The organism is Stenotrophomonas sp. YJH_SMC_32 (assembly GCF_059369975.1).
Map to the genome: position 1 here is coordinate 380,502 of NZ_JCAFTE010000002.1, position 15,924 is coordinate 396,425.

General features: G+C 67.2%; 11 protein-coding genes. 3 read left to right on the top strand and 8 right to left on the bottom strand.

What is annotated here, in order from left to right:
* Window positions 1–49 precede the first annotated feature (49 nt).
* Together parC and AC5P7S_RS05840 are read left to right on the top strand one after the other, a co-directional pair.
* Window positions 50–2,293 (top strand): DNA topoisomerase IV subunit A, encoded by a 2,244-nt coding sequence (gene parC / locus AC5P7S_RS05835; RefSeq protein WP_005415873.1) that lies wholly within the window; start codon window positions 50–52, stop codon window positions 2,291–2,293.
* Between the two features lie 216 nt (window positions 2,294–2,509).
* Window positions 2,510–2,959, top strand: a complete 450-nt coding sequence (locus tag AC5P7S_RS05840) for a hypothetical protein (RefSeq protein ID WP_049412190.1) — start codon at window positions 2,510–2,512, stop codon at window positions 2,957–2,959.
* A gap of 292 nt (window positions 2,960–3,251) precedes the next feature.
* Here the strand turns inward: AC5P7S_RS05840 and bfr are convergent, their stop codons facing one another.
* The gene (gene bfr, locus AC5P7S_RS05845) at window positions 3,252–3,740 is read right to left on the bottom strand and encodes a bacterioferritin (protein WP_005415872.1); all 489 of its coding nucleotides are present in this window, start codon (window positions 3,738–3,740) and stop codon (window positions 3,252–3,254) included.
* Between the two features lie 126 nt (window positions 3,741–3,866).
* Here bfr and AC5P7S_RS05850 point away from each other — a divergent pair, with 126 nt between their 5' ends.
* Window positions 3,867–6,194: a penicillin acylase family protein gene (locus tag AC5P7S_RS05850; protein ID WP_095378330.1), complete on the top strand. Its 2,328-nt coding sequence runs from the start codon at window positions 3,867–3,869 to the stop codon at window positions 6,192–6,194.
* 82 nt (window positions 6,195–6,276) lie between these two features.
* Here AC5P7S_RS05850 and AC5P7S_RS05855 read toward each other — a convergent pair whose 3' ends face one another.
* The 7 genes from AC5P7S_RS05855 to AC5P7S_RS05885 all read right to left on the bottom strand — a co-directional run bounded on the left by AC5P7S_RS05855 (window position 6,277) and on the right by AC5P7S_RS05885 (window position 15,922).
* A complete protein-coding gene (locus tag AC5P7S_RS05855) occupies window positions 6,277–7,665 on the bottom strand; it encodes a cation:proton antiporter domain-containing protein (RefSeq protein ID WP_095378331.1) in 1,389 nt (462 codons plus the stop codon).
* A 101-nt stretch (window positions 7,666–7,766) separates the two neighbouring features.
* Window positions 7,767–9,458, bottom strand: a complete 1,692-nt coding sequence (gene asnB / locus AC5P7S_RS05860; protein ID WP_095378332.1) for an asparagine synthase B — start codon at window positions 9,456–9,458, stop codon at window positions 7,767–7,769.
* A gap of 379 nt (window positions 9,459–9,837) precedes the next feature.
* On the bottom strand, window positions 9,838–10,965 hold the full coding sequence (gene dapE / locus AC5P7S_RS05865; protein ID WP_005415868.1) for a succinyl-diaminopimelate desuccinylase: 1,128 nt from the start codon (window positions 10,963–10,965) through the stop codon (window positions 9,838–9,840).
* Window positions 10,962–11,333, bottom strand: coding sequence for an arsenate reductase (locus AC5P7S_RS05870; RefSeq protein ID WP_170944942.1), 372 nt, complete (start codon window positions 11,331–11,333; stop codon window positions 10,962–10,964). The genes dapE and AC5P7S_RS05870 overlap by 4 nt, the downstream gene beginning before the upstream one ends.
* A 31-nt stretch (window positions 11,334–11,364) precedes the next feature.
* Window positions 11,365–12,231 (bottom strand): hypothetical protein, encoded by an 867-nt coding sequence (locus AC5P7S_RS05875; RefSeq protein ID WP_095378333.1) that lies wholly within the window; start codon window positions 12,229–12,231, stop codon window positions 11,365–11,367.
* A 2-nt stretch (window positions 12,232–12,233) separates the two neighbouring features.
* Window positions 12,234–13,175, bottom strand: coding sequence for a 2,3,4,5-tetrahydropyridine-2,6-dicarboxylate N-succinyltransferase (gene dapD, locus AC5P7S_RS05880; protein WP_375366190.1), 942 nt, complete (start codon window positions 13,173–13,175; stop codon window positions 12,234–12,236).
* A 137-nt stretch (window positions 13,176–13,312) separates the two neighbouring features.
* Window positions 13,313–15,922, bottom strand: a complete 2,610-nt coding sequence (locus tag AC5P7S_RS05885; protein ID WP_491731972.1) for a [protein-PII] uridylyltransferase — start codon at window positions 15,920–15,922, stop codon at window positions 13,313–13,315.
* Between the last annotated feature and the right edge of the window lie 2 nt (window positions 15,923–15,924).

Below are 15,924 nucleotides of genomic sequence, written 5' to 3' on the forward strand. Positions count from 1 at the left end.
GCGAGCGGCGACCGCCGTCGCCGCCTCCCGACATAGGTAACAACGCCGCATGACCGAACTTGCCCGCCCCGTGTTCCACGGATTCGAACAACTGCCGCTGCGCGAGTACGCCGAACGCGCCTACCTCGACTACTCGATGTACGTGGTCCTGGACCGTGCCCTGCCGTTCATCGGCGACGGCCTGAAGCCGGTGCAGCGCCGCATCATCTATTCGATGAGCGAGCTGGGCCTGAATGCCGCGTCCAAGCCGAAGAAGTCCGCGCGCACCGTCGGCGACGTCATCGGTAAATACCACCCGCACGGCGACAGCGCGTGCTACGAGGCGCTGGTGCTGATGGCGCAGCCGTTCTCGTACCGCTACCCGCTGATCGAGGGCCAGGGCAACTTCGGCTCCAGCGACGACCCGAAGTCGTTCGCGGCGATGCGTTACACCGAATCCAAGCTGACCCCGATCGCCGAAGTGCTGCTGGGCGAACTGGGCCAGGGCACCACCGACTGGGCACCGAACTTCGACGGCACCCTGCAGGAGCCGACCTGGATGCCGGCGCGGCTGCCGCACCTGCTGCTCAACGGCACCACCGGCATCGCCGTGGGCATGGCCACCGACGTGCCGCCGCACAATCTCAACGAGATCGTCAGCGCGCTGCTGCACCTGCTGGACAACCCCGACGCCACCGTGCGCGACCTGTGCGAACACGTGCAGGGCCCGGACTATCCGTCCAGCGCCGAGATCATCACCGCGGCCAATGACCTGCGCAACATCTACGAGACCGGCAACGGCAGCGTGCGTGCACGCGCGACTTTCACCAAGGAAGCCAGCAACATCGTGATCACGGCGCTGCCGTTCCAGGTGTCGCCGTCGAAGGTGATCGAGCAGATCGCCGCACAGATGCGCGCCAAGAAGCTGCCGTGGCTGGAAGACATCCGCGATGAATCCGACCACGCCAACCCGGTGCGCGTGGTGCTGGTGCCGCGTTCGAACAGGGTCGACGCCGACCAGCTGATGGGCCACCTGTTCGCCACTACGGACCTGGAGCGCAGCTACCGCGTCAACCTCAACGTGATCGGGCTGGACGGCCGTCCGCAGGTGAAGAACCTGAAGACGCTGCTCAGCGAATGGCTGACCTTCCGCAGCAACACCGTCACCCGCCGCCTGCAGCACCGCCTGCAGAAGGTCGAGCGCCGCCTGCACCTGCTGGAAGGCCTGCTGGTCGCCTTCCTCAACCTGGACGAGGTGATCCACATCATCCGTACCGAGGACGAACCGAAGGCGGCGCTGATCGCGCGCTTCGGACTGTCCGAGGAACAGGCCGAGTACATCCTGGAAACCAAGCTGAAGCAGCTGGCCCGCCTGGAAGAGATGAAGATCCGCGGCGAGCAGGAAGAGCTGGCCAAGGAGCGCGAGAAGATCCTCGGCATCCTCGACAGCAAAGCCAAGCTGAAGAAGCTGATCCGCGATGAACTGACCGCCGACGCCAGGAAGTTCGGCGACGCACGCCGTTCGCCGCTGGTGCAGCGCCAGGCGGCGCAGGCCATCGACGAGACCGAGCTGGTGCCGAGCGAACCGATGACCGTGGTGCTGTCGGAGAAGGGCTGGATCCGTGCCGCCAAGGGCCACGACGTCGATGCATCTGCCCTGTCCTACCGTGAAGGCGACGGACTGCAGGGCGCGGTGCGCGCACGCAGCACCCAGCAGGTCGCGTTCCTCGACAGCGAGGGCCGCGCCTACTCGACGCCGGTGCACACCCTGCCCTCCGCGCGCGGCAATGGTGAACCGCTGACCGGCCGCTTCTCGCCGGCACCGGGCACCAGCTTCGTGACCCTGGCCAGCGCCGAGCCGGACACCCGCTTCGTGCTCGCCTCCAGCCACGGTTATGGCTTCGTCACCCGCTTCGAGAACCTGATCGGCCGCAACAAGGCCGGCAAGGCGATGCTGAACCTGTCTGCAGGTTCGTCGGTGCTGACCCCGTCGGCAGTGGCCAACGTCGCCACCGACCGCATCGTGGCAGTGACCAGCTCCGGCAACCTGCTGGCGATCGCCGCCAACGACCTGCCGGAACTGGACAAGGGCAAGGGCAACAAGATCATCGAGATCCCGAAGGCCAAGCTCGCCACCGAACGCGTGGTCGCCATCGTGGCGATCAGCCCGGGGCAGACCCTGCAGGTCCGCGCCGGCCAGCGCACGATGGGGCTGAAGTTCAACGAGCTCGACGCCTACCTCGGCGCCCGCGCCACACGCGGCCACCTGCTGCCGCGCGGCTGGCAGAAGGTGGAAGGGCTGTCGGTGGAATGACCGCTGCGGGGGTCGGATCCCGTTCCGACGGAACGGGCTCTGACCCCGGACTATCGCTCCTGGTAGGTGTCAACCTTGGTTGACACGCCCTTGCGGGTAGACGCCAACTTGGATTGGCGTCAGTCGACGAACAAGGCATAAGCGACAATTGCTGACCAGTTGCACGCAAATAGCCGGGGAAATCCCGGCTATTTGCGTTTTTTGGATCACAATCAAATGATTGATGCCAACACAAACCACCAGATGATTCCTTCAACCATTCACGTTCAGGGCCTTGGCGAACTGCACATCGTTGGGGATCGCGATACCGGCTGGTTCGCCCAAGGACACCTGCCTGCCGGGGACGGCACTTTCTTCTCGATCCAGATGTCAGAAGACGGTCAGCTGATGGCTGGAGTCGGCTTCGTGATGGAACAGCTCTCTAAACTCCCAGTGCTGCAACAGTACGCATTGGATCATCTCGCCGCACACTTCCCAGTCGAAGCTTCATCAGGGGAAGGCCCTCTGGCCTCTGAGCCAGAGATTACGTTCTGGGAGCTGGAAAGGTGGTCGATGCTCTTTGCAGAGGGACGGCTACCCATCTGCTACCCCTACGGAGTTCTGGTCGACTTCATTGGACTGACTCCCGTGGGATACCAGGATCTCTCCGATGCAGAGGAGATATGAAACCCCGTCTCTGACTTGAATCTCCGTCGTCGTGCCATGCATCCCGAGCGAGGGGTCAGAGCCGTTTTCGTCGAAAACGGATCTGACCCCAGGCACGAAAAAGCCGGGGCATTCCCCGGCTTTTTCGTTGTCGGCTGGCTGGCGGTGCTCCGGTGCTGGCGGGCGACAGAACGCTGTACTGCTGGTAGAGCCGACCGCTGGTCGGCTGCTTTCTGCAGAGCAGCCGACCAGCGGTCGGCTCCACCAGAAGGCAGCCGAGCATTGGCTCGGCTCTACAAAAAACGATGCCCGCTCAGTGCGCCGGGGCGCCGCTGCCGTCGATCTTGCTCAGCTGGTACAGCTCCAGGCCGATGCGCTTGATCAGGCCCAGCTGCTGTTCCAGCCACCAGGCGTGGTCTTCTTCGGTGTCCTTCAACTGCGCCAGCAGGATGTCGCGGCTCACGTAGTCGCCCTTCTCCTCGCACAGCTTCATGCCGGCGGCGAGATTGTTCCGAACGGCGTATTCAGTGTCGAGATCCTTCTGCAGCATCTCTTCGACGGTTTTGCCCGGCTCGGTGGCATGCGGGCGCATGTCCGGGTCGCCGCCCAGGAACAGGATCCGGCGCAGCAGCGCATCGGCGTGCTGGGTTTCCTCTTCCATCTCGTGGTTCAGGCGTTCGTAAAGTGCGAACAGGCCCTGATCCTCGTAGCGGCGGGAATGGATGAAGTACTGGTCGCGGGCAGCGAGCTCGCCACGCAGCAGTTCCTTCAGGCAGGCGATGACGTCCGGGTTGCCTTTCATGGGGGGGGGCTCCTGTGAATCGATGTGGCATAGGGTGCCGCATTTCAGAATACGGTGATCTAATCGGAATCAGTCGCAGTTGCGCCTGCGGCTACAATCGGCCCACGAGTTCGGAAAGGACGTGCGATGCGACGTACATGGCGTTGGGTGCTGGGCGTATTGATCGCCATCGTCCTGGTCACCGCCCTGGTGCTGTGGCTGCTGCTGCGCGGCAGCCTGGCCGATCTGGACGGCGAGCATGCGTTGCCGGGACTGGCGAAGCCGGTCACCCTCGAACGCGATGCGCTGGGCGTGGTCACCATCACGGCCGGCAGCCAGGCCGACGCGATGCGCGCACTCGGCCGCATACACGCGCAGGAACGCTACTTCGAGATGGACCTGATGCGCCGCAGCGCCGCCGGCGAACTGTCCGCACTGTTCGGACCGAAGGCCATCGACGCCGACAAGCGCATGCGCGTGCACCGTTTGCGCGCACGCACCGAGGCACACATGGACGCTGCATTGGGCGACAACGGCGATGCCGTGCGCGCCTACGTGGACGGCGTCAACGAAGGCCTTGCCGACCTCTCCGTGCGGCCGTGGGCGTACCTGCTGCTGCGGCAGTCACCGCAGCCTTGGCAGGCCAGCGACAGCGTGCTGGCCGGGCTGGCCATGTACGCCGACCTGCAGGATCCCGGCAACCAGACCGAGCTTGCGCTCAGCCGCATCCGCGCGGTGGTGCCGTCGGCGCTGTACGCACTGATCGCCCACGACGGCACTGAATGGGATGCACCGCTGTTCGGCGAACCGACCGGCAACGCCACGCTGCCCGATGCCAGCCAGCTGGACCTGCGCACGCTGAAGGGAAAGCCGGGCACCGGGCAGGAAGAAGCCGACGCCGTCGGCAGCAACAACTTCGCGGTGGCCGGTGCGCTCACCGCCGACGGCCGCGCCATTGTTGCCGACGACATGCACCTGGGCCTGCGCGCACCCAGCCTGTGGTTCCGCGTGCGCCTGCGCTACCCCGACCCGCAGGCCGCTGGCGGCCAGGTCGACGTCACCGGCTTCTCGCTGCCGGGCCTTCCGGCCGTGATCGTCGGCAGCAACGGGCACGTCGCCTGGGGTTTCACCAACAGCTACATTGACACGGCGGACTACCGCACCGAACCGGCCAATGCCGCAGTGACGGTGCATGAAGAACGGATTGCGGTGGCCGGCCAGGCCGATGTGCGGTTCCCGGTACGCGAAACCGCCTGGGGACCGATCCTGCACACGCATGCCGATGGCAGCGGCGACGCGCTGCGCTGGGTCGCCCAGCTGCCCGGTGCGGTGCGCCTGGACTTCGGTGACCTGGCCCGCGCCGGTGATCTGGACGCAGCCCTGCAGTTCGCCGACCACGCCGGCATTCCCGCACAGAACCTGGTGATCGGCGACCGCACCGGACGCATCGCCTGGCGCCTGATCGGCGCCCGCCCGGATCGCGGTCCGGGCTGCGCGCCGGCCGGCTTCAACGCCGCCCACAACCAGGACTGCGCCCCCTGGCCGATCCGCAGCGATGCCTCGCCGGCATTGATCGATCCCCCCAACCATCGCCTGTGGACCGCCAACGGCCGCGTCCTCGACGGCGAGGCGCTGGCTACCGTCGGCAATGGCGGTTATGACCTGGGTGCCCGTGCGCGGCAGATCCGCGACCTGCTGGCGATCCAGGAGCGCTTCGATGAACACGACCTGCTGGCGATCCAGCTCGACGATCGCGCGGTGTTCCTGCAGCGCTGGTGGGCGCTGCTGCACGACGTCATCGAACGCAGTGACGACCCTGCACTGAAGCGCTTGAAGGAGGCCAGCCATCAATGGGGCGGCCGTGCCTCGGCCAGCTCGGTCAGCTACCGGGTGGTGCGTGAGTTCCGTACGCAGGTGATGAACACACTGTCCGATGCACTGCTGGCACCGGCCAATGCGCAGCTGGGCGATGACTATCTGGAGCCGCGCCTGGCGCAGCTGGAAGGCGTGGCCTGGCCGATGCTGCAGCAGCGGCCGGCCAATCTGCTGCCACCGGCCTTCGACAGCTGGGATGCACTGCTGATCGACGCCGCACGCCGTACCGAAAGTGAGCTGACCAAGCAGGGACCGCTGGCCAAACGCAGCTGGGGCGAACGCAACACCGCGGCGATCTGCCATCCCATCGCACGGGCGCTGCCGGACATCGCCAAACGCTGGCTGTGCATGCCGGCCGACCGCCTGCCCGGCGACCGCGACATGCCGCGCGTGCAGACGCCGAACTTCGGCGCTTCCGAGCGCATGGTGGTTTCACCGGGCCACGAGGCCGACGGCATCGTGCATATGCCCGGCGGCCAGAGTGGGCATCCACTGTCGCCCTACTGGGGTGCCGGCCACGAAGACTGGGTGCATGGCCGGCCGACGCCGTTCCTGCCCGGCAAGGCGCAGCACACCATGACGCTGGTGCCAGCGCGGTAGTGCCGGCCGCTGGCCGGCATCCATGCAGGTGCATCCAGCATCATGAGGTTGCCGGCCAGCGGCCGGCACTACCGTTCAACGCTCAGCCCCTACGCCGCTCGATCAGGTTCAACAGTGGCCCAGTCATCGCCGTTGTCACCAGCGCCATGATCACCAGCACCGCGAACAGCCGGTCACCGAGCAGGCCAAGTTCGTAGCCCAGGTTGAGCACGATCAGCTCCATCAGGCCACGGGTGTTCATCAGTGCACCCAGCCGCCACGCCTCACGGGCGGGCATGCCGGCACTGCGTGCGGCACTGAAGGTGCCCAGCAGCTTGCCCGTCGTGGCTACCGCGATCACCACCACGCACAACAGGCCATCGCTGGCCTGCAGTGTATCGGCGCGCATGCGCAGGCCGGTCATGGCGAAGAACAGCGGCAGCAGCAGCGTCACCGCGAACGGTTCGACGCGCGCCATCAGCAGCTCGCGCAACTGCACATTGGACGACACCGCCACGCCCGCTGCGAACGCACCGAACAGCGCATGGATGCCGAGCATCTCGGTGACCAGGGCACTGGCCAGCGACAGCAGCAGGATGCCCAACAGACACCGCCCCTCACGGCCCGGCGCGATCTGCTGGCGGGCGAACCACGGCCTCACCAGCCCCAGCATCAGCGCCACGAACGCGACCACGCACAGCAGGTTGAGGCTGGCCGGCAGCCATCCGCTGGCCTGGGCGGCGGCCACGATCAGCGCCAGCAGGCACCACGCGGTGGCATCACCCAATGCAGCGCAGGCGATGGCGGTCTGACCCAGCGGGGTCTGCGTGATGCCGCGATCGGCAAGGATGCGCAGCAACACGGGGAAGGCGGTGATGCTCATCGAAATGCCGACGAACAGTGCGAATGCCGTGAAGCCCACCCCCTGTGGGCCGTGCTGCGGGTACAGCCAGATCGCCAGGGCGACGCCAAGCACGAACGGCACCGCGATGCCGGCATGGCTGACCGTAAAGGCGAAACGCCGGCGTCCACGCAGCGCCGCCAGGTCCAGCTCGGCACCGGCCACCAGCAGGAACATCAGCACACCCAACTGGCTGAGCATGCCCAGCGGGCCCAGCGAGCTGGGCGGGAACAAGGCTCCATGCAGCGGCGGCAACAGGCTGCCGAGCATCAATGGGCCCATCATCAGGCCGGCGGCCATCTCGCCGATCACCGCCGGTTGTCCAAAGTGCTTGAGCAGCGCGCCTGCGCCCTTGGCCACCAGCAGCAGCACCAGCAGCTGCAGCAGGAACAGGCCCAGCGGCGACGCCAGATGCTGCACCCAGGTGGCTTCAGCCGTGGCCGTGGCACGGGCAACAGCTTCGGGCGCCGCCGGCCCGGCATAACGGGCCAGCAGCACGCCGACCAGCAGCGGGACCCCGGCCCAGGCCAGGTAGCGCCATCCCCACTTCGTCGGTGGCACCTGGCCCCCGCTGTGTACGTCCATGAACATTCCCCAATGTGCAGGGGGGCGATCATACAAAAAGGGGACGGAGGGGATTAAGTCGTTGGTGGCACAAGCGCCCCGGCCCCCCTCCGGCCCCTTCTCGGGGCTTACGCCAGTGCCTGCTCGTGCACGCCAGCGATCGCACGCCCCGACGGATCTGCAGCAGCGGCGAAGCTGGCATCCCACGCGATCGCCGCCGGCGACGAGCAGGCGATGGACTTGCCACCCGGCACGGTCTCGGCGGCCGCCCGGCTCGGGAAGAACTGCTCGAACAGATGACGGTAGTAGTAGGCCTCCTTGGTCTGCGGCGGGTTGTGCGGGAAGCGCTTGTCGGCCGCTGCCAGCACACGGTCGCTCACCTGAGCTTCGGCATGCGCCTTCAGCCCGTCGATCCAGCCATAGCCAACGCCATCGCTGAACTGCTCCTTCTGCCGCCACAGGATGCTGTCCGGCAGGTAGCCTTCGAACGCCTCGCGCAGCACCGCCTTCTCGATGCGGCGGCTACCAAAGCCTGCACCGACCATCTTGTGCGCGGCGTCGAAGCGCATCGCCACATCGAGGAATTCGCGATCCAGGAACGGCACCCGCGGCTCCACACCCCAGGCCATCATCGACTTGTTGGCGCGCAGGCAGTCGTAGTTGTGCAGCGCGTCGAGCTTGCGCACCAGCTCGTCGTGGAACTCACGCGCATCCGGCGCCTTGTGGAAGTACAGGTAACCACCGAAGATCTCGTCGCTGCCCTCGCCGGAAAGCACCATCTTCACCCCCATGGCCTTGATCCGCCGTGCCAGCAGGAACATCGGCGTCGATGCGCGGATGGTGGTGACGTCGTAGGTTTCGATATGGCGGATCACTTCCGGCAGTGCATCAAGGCCCTCCTCGAAGGTGTACTCGAAGCCGTGATGCACGGTGCCCAGCGCCTCGGCGGCGATGGCGGCAGCGGCCAGATCGGGAGAGCCCTTCAAGCCGATCGCGAATGAGTGCAGGCGCGGCCACCAGGCTTCGGTCTGCCCCCCATCCTCGATGCGACGACGTGCATAGCGCGCGGCCACCGCCGCCACCAGCGACGAGTCCAGGCCACCAGACAGCAGCACGCCGTACGGCACATCGCTCATCAGCTGGCGTTCCACCGCATGCTCGAAGGCCTGGCGCAGCTCGGCCAGATCGGCCTGGCGACCCTGCACGTCAGCGTAGTCGCGCCACGGCTGCTGGTAGTAGCGCACCAGCTCACCGCTGGCACTGTCGAAATAGTGACCCGGCGGGAACTGAGCGACGTCGGCACAGGTATCGACCAGTGCCTTCATTTCCGAGGCCACTCGCAGACGTCCCTGGGCATCGTGGCCCCAGTACAGCGGCACCACGCCGACCGGGTCGCGCACCACCAGCACACGACCGGCACCACGGTCCCACAGCGCGAATGCGAAGATGCCATTGAGCTGCTCCAGCCACTGCGCCGGCGAAGCGCCCTGGCGGTACAGCGCATTGATCACTTCACAGTCCGAACCGGTCTGGAAGTCATAGGCGGTGGTCAGTGCGGCCTTCAGTTGCTGGTGGTTGTAGATCTCGCCGTTGACCGCCAGCGCCAGCTGGCCGTCGGCCGACAGCAGTGGTTGCGAGCCGCCCGCCGGGTCGACGATGGCCAACCGCTCGTGGACCAGCAGCGCACCTTCGTCAAGATACACGCCGCTCCAGTCCGGGCCGCGGTGGCGCTGGCGCTGCGACAGTTCCAGCGCATGGCGGCGCAGGGCCGGAAGATCGTCACCGGCCTGCAGGCCGAAGATTCCGAAGATCGAACACATGGGGGAGCTCCTGTTGGGGGAATTTCACGGGTGGGAGGGTGTTCGACCGGCCATCCAGGCCCGGGTGGGGCTGCGCCCGGGCACAAAAAAAACCCGCATCGACCGATGCGGGTTTTCTGGTGTCCGGGCGTGTGTTGCTGTCTATCTACCCAGGGCGCAGTCCCGCATCGGCCGCGCACGATTATTCGCGCGCAGATTATTGCGGTTGTTGTTATTGACGGCGGTGGCCAGGCGGATCGACATGGCATCGACCCTACCCCGGTTTCCGGCACGGCGCAACCGTTGCGTTGGCAACCAGGTGAAGGTGTGCCGACCAACGGTCGGCACCCAGCAGTCGGCACCCACAGGGGTAGCGCCGGGCCGTGCCCGGTGCCATGCCTCACACCAGCAGCCGCTCCACCAGCCGCTGGTACAGCCCGGGCAGTGCTTCCAGTTCGTCCACGCGCACGTTCTCGTCAACCTGGTGGATGCTGGCGTTGACCGGCCCCACTTCGATGCACTGCGCGCCCAATGGCGCGATGAAGCGGGCATCGGAGGTGCCGCCGCCGGTGCTTTCCTCCGGTGCACGGCCGATGTGCTCGGCCAGCACCGCACGCGCAGTGGCGCGCAGCGTGCCTTCCGGGGTGTAGAACGGTTCGCCGCTGCGATGCCACTTCAGCGTGTACTGCAGGGCATGCCGATCCAGCAGCGCGGTGATCTCCGCTTCCAGTTTCGGCGCATCCCAGTGCGGGTTGTAGCGGATGTTGAAATCCACCTCGAGCTCGCCGGGAATCACATTGTTGGCGCCCGTACCGGCATGGATGTTGGAGACCTGCAGGCTGGTCGGCGGGAAACTCTCGTAGCCGTCATCCCAGCGCCGTGCGCTCAGCTCGGCCAGGGCGGGCGCCGCCTGGTGGATCGGGTTGCGTGCCTTCTCCGGGTACGCCACATGGCCCTGTACGCCCTGCACCCGCAGCTTGGCCGACAGGCTGCCACGACGGCCCACGCGCAGCAGGTCACCGAGCGTCGCGGTCGACGACGGCTCGCCGGTGATGCACCAGTCGATGCGTTGGCCGCGCTCGGCGAACAGCCGTGCGACGTGTCGCACGCCATCGATGGCATCGCCCTCCTCGTCGCTGGTCAGCAGCACCGCCAGCGTGCCGGGATGATCGGGATGCGCGGCCACGAACTGCTCGGCCGCCACCACGAACGCCGCCACGCTGCCCTTCATGTCGGCGGTGCCACGGCCGTACAGCACGCCGTCACGGATCTGCGGCGTGAACGGGTCGCTGGCCCAGGCCTCGCGCGGCCCCGCCGGCACCACGTCGGTGTGGCCCAGCAGCACCAGCACCGGCGCGCCCTGGCCGTGGGTCGCCCACAGGTTGTCGACCTCGCCCAGCCGCAGGTGATCGCACTGGAACCCGGCCTGCTTCAGGCGTGCCGCCAGCAGTGCCTGGCAGCCGGCATCGTCCGGCGTCACCGAGGGCCGTGCGATCAGTTCGCAGGTCAGGTCGAGGACCGCGCTCATGCGTCACCCACGCCGAAGCGGGCCTTGAAGCCATTGTCACTGAAACCCTGGCTGACCGTGCCGTCGGCGGTGACCACCAGCGGGCGCTTGATCAGCTGCGGGTACTCGCGCAGCAGCAGCTTCCATTCCGCCTCGGAATCTGCGGCCTTGCGGTTGTCCGGCAGCTGCCGCCAGGTGGTTGAGGACCTGTTGACCATCGCGGCCAGGCCACCCAGCTGCTCAGCCCACGCCAGCAGTGTTTCCGGGCTCGGCTTGTTGTCGCGGTAGTCGACGAAGGTGTACGGCACGCCGAAGCGGTCCAGCCACTTGCTCGCCTTCTTGCAGGTATCGCAGTTCTTCAAACCGTAGACAGTGGTACTCATGGCCATCTGTGATGCTGGAAAACAGAGGCCCAGAATCTCACAACAGGCGCTCGGACACGACCCGGAACGGTACCCTTGGCAGCCGGAAGGCCAGCCCCTCGTGCAGCGCCACGTCCATCGCCTGCAGGCGCGGGCACTGCAGTTCGCCTTCCAGCTGCAGCGGCTGCAGGCTGTCGACATCCACCTGCAGTGCGATGCGGGTGCTGGCCCAGCGCCGGTCGCAGGTGCGCGCAATGGCCTCATCCTGGCAGGTCAGGAAGCGCAGCAGGGCCTCATGGCCCCCGAAGGCCCCCCGCCACGCCCCGTCCTCCCAGCCCGCAGCGGCCCGCCACTGCAGGTGCAGCGCAGGCGCACTGCCCTGCCCGCCTTCGATCAGGGTGTGCCCATCGCCATCGACGCGCACCACATGCTCGAAGCGCGTGGACAGGTGTGGCTGCATGGCATCGCTGAAAGCGCGCGCGCCGGCGACGAAGGCCAGCTGGTCCATCACGTTGCGATCGAACAGCACGACCGGGGTCCCGCCCGGATCATCGTCACGGCGCAGGTACCAGCGCCAGTTGCTCTGCCCTGGCGACGGCATCAGGCAGCGCAGCGGTCCCGCCAGCGCCGGCCCGAAGTGGCCATGGCGATAGCTGAGAACGGTGTAAGGCGTGCGTCCGGCATGGACCACGTAGTGATGGCCTGGTGGCGCTGGCGGGGCATGGCGCACATCGACCCACCAGCTCGCGTAGACCACGTCGCGCACGTCGCTGACCAGCACCGGCATCGGCCAGCGCCGCGACAGTGCCCGGCGCAACCGGGTCCAGCGCGGAGCGTGCAGCAGGCGCGGCAGCATCCGTCCGAACGCGTTGTCGGACGGATGCCGGTAGATCGCGGACTGCGCCAGGTCCTCCGGCGCACTCACCTTCAGTCGGCCAGGCCGCGCAGCAGGTCGTTGACGCTGGTCTTGCTGCGGGTCTTGGCATCAACCTGCTTGACGATCACCGCGCAGTACAGCGAGTGGGTGCCGTCCTTGCTCGGCAGCGAGCCGGACACCACCACGCTGTACGGCGGGATGTAGCCGTAGCTGATCTCGCCGGTGGCGCGGTTGTAGATGCGGGTGCTCTGGCTGAGGAACACGCCCATGCCGATCACACTGTGGTGGCCCACCACCACGCCCTCCACCACTTCCGAACGCGCACCGATGAAGCAGTGGTCCTCGATGATGGTCGGGCTGGCCTGCAGCGGCTCCAGCACGCCGCCGATGCCGGCGCCGCCGGACAGGTGGCAGTGCTGGCCGATCTGCGCGCAGGAACCGACGGTGGCCCAGGTATCGACCATGGTGCCTTCGCCGACGTAGGCGCCGATGTTGGTGAAGCTCGGCATCAGCACTACGTCCTTGCCGAAGTACGTGCCGCGGCGGGCGATCGCACCGGGCACAACGCGCACGCCGCCACGGCGGAACTTCGCTTCGTCATAGCCGGCGAAGCGCGACTCGACCTTGTCCCAGAACGGTGCCGGTCGTGCATCGACCACCGCCATGTCGTTGACGCGGAAATACAGCAGCACGGCCTTCTTCAGCCACTCGTTGACCTTCCAGCCGCCCTGGCCGTCCGGCTCGGCGACGCGGAATTCACCGCTCTCGAGACCGTCGATCACGCGGTTGACCAGCGGCCTGGTCGAGCCTTCCAGCTCATGCAGGGTCAACGTGGCGCGGCGCTCGAAGGCGCTTTCGATGCCGAACTTGAGTTCTTCCACGCCGGGTGCCGACGGCTTGCGCAGCGACTTGCGGGCGATGGTTTCGGCGCGGACGGCTTCGGCGCTCTTGGCCGGGGCCGGCTTCTTCACAGCACGCTTGACCGCAGCCATTTTCTTCGCCGGGGCCTTCACCGCAGCGGCCTTCTTCGGCGCAGTGGCCTTCTTTGCGGCCGGTGCGGCTGCAGCAGGTTTCCGGGCCGCTGCGCTCTTGGGGGTCGCGGCGGTCTTCTTGGCGGGCTTGGTGGCCATCAGGCGGGGTCTCCGGCGTTTCGATCAGGGTCCAGGCAGGCCAGCATTGCGTCATGCAGCTGCTGCCGGGCAGGTTCAGTCAGGGGGAGGTCGTGTTCGTCACTGATCACGAAGGTGTCTTCGGCGCGCTCGCCGAACGTGGCAATGCGCGCATCATGCACGCGCAGGCCCTGGTTGCGCAGCACGAACGCCACATCGGCCAGCAGGCCGGGACGGTCGGGAGCGACCAGGGCAAAACGGGTTGCGCCCGGTTCATCGCGGAACTCGATGCGCGGAGCGAAGCGGAAGTGCCGCAGTTGCCGCGGTACCACACGGCGCGACGGCCGCAGGCGCGCCAGGTCACCACTGAGTGCCTCGCGCAGCGCCGCCTCCAGGTTGGCACTGCTGCCATCGGCAAACGTGTCGGCCGGGTTCACTTCGAAGGTATCGAAGATGGTATCGGCCGGACCGTCCAGCACGCGTGCGCGGTGAATGCCATAGCCCTTGCGGTCCAGGGTCATCACGATCGCGGCGAACAGGCCGTCGCGGTCGGGCGAGTGCACGAATACTTCCAGCGCCGGGTCATCCACACTGATCCGGCGCACCTTCACCAGCGCCTGGCCCTGCTTCACCGGTACCAGCGCAGCTGCTTGCCAGGCCAGCTGCTCGGGGCGCAGACGAATGAAGCCCTCATCCGGCATCACCGCGAACTGGCGATCAATGGTGGCATCGTCGTAACCCTGCTCGCGCACCAGTGCGCGCACGCTGTCACGTGCCTCGGCCACGCGTTCGGCGGCCGGTACCGGATGCTCCAGCCCCTCGCGCAGCGCGCGCCGGGTGGCGAAGTACAGGTCGGCCAGCAGGCGGTCCTTCCAGGCATTCCACAGCTTCGGGCTGGTGCCGGCGATGTCGGCACAGGTCAGCAGGTACAGGTAGTCTAGGCGGTCGCGGCTGCCGACCAGAGTGGCGAAGCGATGGATCACCACCGGATCGGCGATGTCCTGCTTCTGCGCGGTCACCGACATGCGCAGATGCTGTTCGACCAGCCATGCCACCAGCTCGGTATCGGTGCCACTGAGCGCATGCGCCTGGCAGAACGCACGCGCGTCCACCGCACCCAGTTCCGAGTGGTCGCCGCCGCGGCCCTTGGCGATGTCATGGAACAGGCCAGCCAGCAGCAGCAGTTCCGGCTTGCGCAGGCGTGGCCACACTTCGTGCGCGATCGAGAAGCGCTCGTCGGCACGGCTGCTGGCGAACTGGCCGATGTTGCGCAGGACCATCAGCGTGTGCTGGTCGACCGTATAGACATGGAACAGGTCGAACTGCATGCGCCCGCTGACCTGAGCAAACGCGGGGATCCACTGGCCAAGCACGCCCAGCCGCGCCATGCGCGAAAGCGTGTCGACCGGGCGCTGGCCGCGCAGCAGGGACAGGAACTGCTCGCGTGCATCGGCATCGGCCTGGTCGTAGGCCGGCAACAACGGCAGCGCTTCGGCCAGCGCGCGCGCGGTCAGCGAATGCAGGCCTCGCACCTGTGGATTGTTGGCCCAGCTGGAAAACAGGGCGAACACCTGGCCGATGTCACCGCGCGGCCAGTCGGCCTCGTTGGCGGCCAGGTAGCCGCGGCGCAGGGAGAAGCCCACGGTCAGCGGTTCCGGCTGGGCCTCGCCATCGAACTGTTCCTCGAAGCGCTGCAGCAGGCGGTCGCTGATCCGGCGCACCACCAGCGCGGCGCGGTAGAAGCCCTGCATCATTTTCTCGACACCGAGATTCTCGGCATCGTCTTCGAAGCCCAGGCGCGCGGCCAGGGTCTTCTGGTAATCGAAACGCAGACGCTCTTCCGGGCGGCGCGCGACCAGGTGCAGGCCGAAGCGCAGCCGCGCCAGCACCGCACGCTCGCGCTTCAGCGCAGCCGCTTCGTCGGCACCCAGGTGGCCCAGGCCGACCAGCGCTTCCAGGTCGCGTACACCGAAGGCGCGCAGCGCCATCCAGCCCAGCGTGTTGAGATCGCGCAGGCCGCCGGGACCATCCTTGAGATCCGGCTCCAGGTTGTCGGCAGTGTCGCCGAAGCGCTGGTGGCGGTTGCGCAGCTCTTCCAGCTTGGCCAGGAAGAAGGCACGCGCCGGCCACAGCTCGCGGTCGTCGATGGCCTCGCGCAGCGCACGGCGCGCTGCATCATCAGCCAGGATCGGACGCGCCTCGATCAGCGCGGTCAGCACGGTCTGGTCAGCCGCCGCCTCGCGGCACTGCAATGCAGAACGCACCGCATGGCTGACCGCCAATCCGCAGTCCCACAGCAGCGCGAACAGGCGTGCCAATGCCGCTTCATGCGCCCGTTGTGCGGGCGGGTCGCCGAACACCAGCAGGTCGATGTCCGAACGCGGAAACAGTTCCCCCCGGCCATAGCCACCGACCGCGAACAGCGACAGGCCGCTGTCGGCCGGCAGGCAACGCTGCCAGGCCAGGCGGATCAGATGGTCGGCCGCGCGCGCCCGCAGCGCCAGCAGGCGCTCGATGTTGTCGCCCTGGTCGAAGCGGCGATACAGGCGCGCGTCGGCCTGCTGCAGCGCCTGGCGCGCGGCAGCAGCCCAGTCCGGGTCGTTGAGCGACGCGGCCGGCGTGTCCAGCAGCG

Bases quoted from the DNA above. Each gene is read 5' to 3' on its own strand.
- parC (WP_005415873.1), top strand. From the start codon at position 50: ATGACCGAACTTGCCCGCCCCGTGTTCCACGGATTCGAACAACTGCCG.
- AC5P7S_RS05840 (WP_049412190.1), top strand. From the start codon at position 2,510: ATGATTGATGCCAACACAAACCACCAGATGATTCCTTCAACCATTCAC.
- bfr (WP_005415872.1), bottom strand. From the start codon at position 3,740: ATGAAAGGCAACCCGGACGTCATCGCCTGCCTGAAGGAACTGCTGCGT.
- AC5P7S_RS05850 (WP_095378330.1), top strand. From the start codon at position 3,867: ATGCGACGTACATGGCGTTGGGTGCTGGGCGTATTGATCGCCATCGTC.
- AC5P7S_RS05855 (WP_095378331.1), bottom strand. From the start codon at position 7,665: ATGTTCATGGACGTACACAGCGGGGGCCAGGTGCCACCGACGAAGTGG.
- asnB (WP_095378332.1), bottom strand. From the start codon at position 9,458: ATGTGTTCGATCTTCGGAATCTTCGGCCTGCAGGCCGGTGACGATCTT.
- dapE (WP_005415868.1), bottom strand. From the start codon at position 10,965: ATGAGCGCGGTCCTCGACCTGACCTGCGAACTGATCGCACGGCCCTCG.
- AC5P7S_RS05870 (WP_170944942.1), bottom strand. From the start codon at position 11,333: ATGGCCATGAGTACCACTGTCTACGGTTTGAAGAACTGCGATACCTGC.
- dapD (WP_375366190.1), bottom strand. From the start codon at position 13,175: ATGGCTGCGGTCAAGCGTGCTGTGAAGAAGCCGGCCCCGGCCAAGAGC.